The organism is Thermosipho globiformans (genome assembly GCF_003990895.1).
Classification (GTDB): Bacteria; Thermotogota; Thermotogae; order Thermotogales; family Fervidobacteriaceae; genus Thermosipho; species Thermosipho japonicus.
Map to the genome: position 1 here is coordinate 1 of NZ_BHXD01000028.1, position 3,286 is coordinate 3,286.

A 3,286-nucleotide genomic window follows, 5' to 3' on the forward strand; every position below is an offset into this window, starting at 1 on the left:
GTACAAAAATAATTTTAGCAGGTGTAGCCCTTTTTTTATATTCTAATTTAACCTACTTTTTACATTGGCCAGGGTCTACAATATATATCTTTGATGCGTTTGGAAATTTAGCATTTTTTTTATATAATATTTACGAATAGAAAAAGTTAAGAAGTGTCTTTTCTTTTATAAGTAAAATACGTTATAATATATATGGTTTATCAATTTCGATGGAGGTTTGATAAATGGAAAGTGTTATTCAATGTAAAAAAGTGAAGGATAAAGAATTTATTATTACTCACGTTTCTGGCTTTATATCAACTCTATTTGAAAACAAAGATTTGATAGGAGAAGATTTCTTTAAATTATTTTCAAAACTTGATAACTACATATTGAAGAAAATAGCTAAATCTTTAGAGTATGGAAAGACAATACACATTTTTGGATATTCTTCATATTTTGAAAAGTATTTAGATATTTTCGTTTTACCTGATAAAAATTCATGTTGGTTAACTTTTAGTGATATGACAAAATTAATTCAGAAAACTACAAATGTTAACAAAGCGAAGTTTTTTCAAGATATTGAACTTGAATTGTTATCAAGTTTTTTAGACCCTGAGAATTTAATTGATGTATATAGTAGTATTGCAACGGGTATATTAAAAATTCCAGAAGTTGAAGGTGTTGGTATATATCAGATTTCTAAAAATGAGATTAAAAAGTTATATGAAACATCAACAAATTTCTTAAATAGTGAAATTAAACATGATTTAATTCAAGTTTATAGATTAAAGAAATATAGAATTTTCAATAAGTTTGGAAAAAGTTATTTGGTATATCCAATTTTACATACAGATTTTGTGGGTGAATTAATATTAATTGCATCATTTACGAGTAATGTTTTTGATGAGTATATGTTAGAGTTTTTGAGGGAACTTGAAGTTGCAATTTCAATTACTAGTGATAGATTAAAATTAAGGAATGAAATTGCACAAAAGAATAAACATTTAGAAATGGTTATCGAAGATATATTAAAGGTGATGTCAAAATTAGTTGAGTTAAGAGATCCATATACGGCAGGACATCAAAAGAATGTTGCAAAATTATCCGTTGAAATTGGTAAGGAATTAGGTTTCGATAATGAGGAACTTAAAATTTTGAGGTATGCTGCTTTGGTTCATGATATTGGTAAAATAGGAGTACCTCTTGAAATATTAGTAAAACCTAGTTCTTTGTCTGTATTAGAATTGAATCTTATACGTGAACATCCAAGAATCGGATATGAACTTCTTTCAAATTTAATACCGCCTTTTGAGAAAATAAGTAAGATTGTCTTTCAACATCATGAAAGGTGCGATGGAAGTGGGTATCCACTAGCATTAAATTGCCAAGAAATATTGTTGGAATCTAAAATAATTGCTGTTGCTGATACAGTAGATGCAATGATGTCACATAGGCCATACAGACCATCACTTGGTTTTGAAAAGGCGTTGGAAGAAATTAAAATTAATAAAGGAATAAAGTATGATGAAATGGTTGTAGATGCATGTATTAATGTTTTTGAAAAAGATTTTAAATTTTAAAAACGGAGGTGATATTATGAGTTTGAGGTTGAAGTTAATAATTTTAGTAAGTATTCCAATTTTTATTTTAGTGCTTTTGGGATTTTATTCTTTTTATAAGATTAATGGCGTGACAAGTATTTTTATAAATACTTTTAGTTCATATGATAAAACAATTGAAGTACTTTTAAAATATAATGATTTAGTTTCATCATATGATGAGGGAAAAGATGTAAAAAAAATGGCAAATGATTTAAATTCGTTGTTAGATGGAGAGTTAAAAAATGTATTTTCATCAATATTAGAAAAAATTAACAATGGAACGATTGATAAGAAGTCTTTGGATAGTTTTAAGAAAACCCTTATGAATAATTTAGAAAAAAATAAAAAATTATTAAATGATGAACTTACGAGTACAAAGACTATTTATAAACTCTTTTTAATAGTTTTACCAATTATTATTGCTGTTGTTTCTATATTTTTGGCAATTTTACTTTCCAGTAAAATGTTAAAGTATTTAAATCCTATTTTAGAGCTTTCAAAAAGATTAAAAAATAATGATTTTACTATTGAAATGGAAGATGTAAAAACGAATGATGAATTTGGAGTAATGTTTAATGAATTTAAATCATCGATTGAATTTTTTAAAAATAATATTAAAGAGGTTAAAGATGAAACTTTAAAAGTTTCGGAAAATATAGAAGCTATTGGCGAAGAAATAGAAGATGTGGCAGAACAATCGGTTCATGTAGGTGAACATTTAAATAGTATTTCACAGAAAGTAGAAGTAATTTCTGCTAGTATTCAAGAAACAACTGCAGGAGCACAGGAAATAAGTTCAGCAACTAAGAGTATTGCAGATAGTGCACAAAATTCAGCTATTTTTGCTGAAGAAAGTTCTCAAAACGTAAAAGAAGCCGGCAAAATTTTAAAAAATGTAATTAGTACAACAAAACAAATATCCGATTCCACAAAAGATGTAGAAAGGGTTGTAGAAAGTTTTGATAAAGGAGCAAAGGATATAACTCAATTTATTGAAACAATTAATCAAATAGCAGAGCAGACTAACCTTTTAGCATTAAATGCAGCAATTGAAGCTGCAAGAGCTGGGGAAGCGGGGAAAGGATTTGCAGTGGTAGCTGATGAAATAAGGAAGCTTGCAGAGGAAAGTAAAATAGCTTCCGAAAAAATAAAAGTTGTGGTTAATGAAATTAGTGATATTGCAAATGTAGCAAAAGATGTTTCCAATGAAATAACTGCTCAAGTTGAGGAAGGAGTTAGATTAGCTGATAGAGCAGATGAAAAACTTGATGAAATAATTGGATCGATTGATAAAATAAATGAAATGTTACAAAACATTGCGGCTGCAGTTGAAGAACAAACAGCAGCGGTAGATGAGATTGCAACAGCTATGACAGAAAATTCAAAGAATGTAATAGATATTAATGAAAGTATACAAGAAATCAATAGTTTAGCTGAAGAAACTAGTGCTAGTGCCGAAGAAATAGCATCTAGAGTTAACCTTATTAGAAATAATGTAGTTAGATTAAAAGAAGTTGTTGAAAGATATAAAATTTAAATTTTCACTATAAAAAAGGGCAGTTCCTAGAAATTTTAGCTTAAATTCTATAAGGAACGAGACCATAAAAAATTTTGTGTAAATGAAAGATATAGGAAATAGGTAACCCTCTTCTTGGTATGGTAAAATAAAACCAAGAAGGGGGTATTTTAAATGGTAAAGAGGA

At 27.8% G+C, this 3,286-nt stretch carries 2 protein-coding genes; both read left to right on the forward strand.

Going from position 1 to position 3,286, the window contains the following annotated elements; genetic code table 11:
- Positions 1–224 precede the first annotated feature (224 nt).
- Entirely contained in the window at positions 225–1,562 is a 1,338-nt protein-coding gene (locus EO083_RS09620; protein WP_126994231.1) for an HD-GYP domain-containing protein, read from the forward strand.
- Positions 1,563–1,578: 16 nt separating this feature from the next.
- Positions 1,579–3,120 (forward strand): methyl-accepting chemotaxis protein, encoded by a 1,542-nt coding sequence (locus EO083_RS09625; protein WP_164723718.1) that lies wholly within the window; start codon positions 1,579–1,581, stop codon positions 3,118–3,120.
- Positions 3,121–3,286: the final 166 nt, after the last annotated feature.

Bases quoted from the DNA above. Each gene is read 5' to 3' on its own strand.
- EO083_RS09620 (WP_126994231.1), top strand. From the start codon at position 225: ATGGAAAGTGTTATTCAATGTAAAAAAGTGAAGGATAAAGAATTTATT.
- EO083_RS09625 (WP_164723718.1), top strand. From the start codon at position 1,579: ATGAGTTTGAGGTTGAAGTTAATAATTTTAGTAAGTATTCCAATTTTT.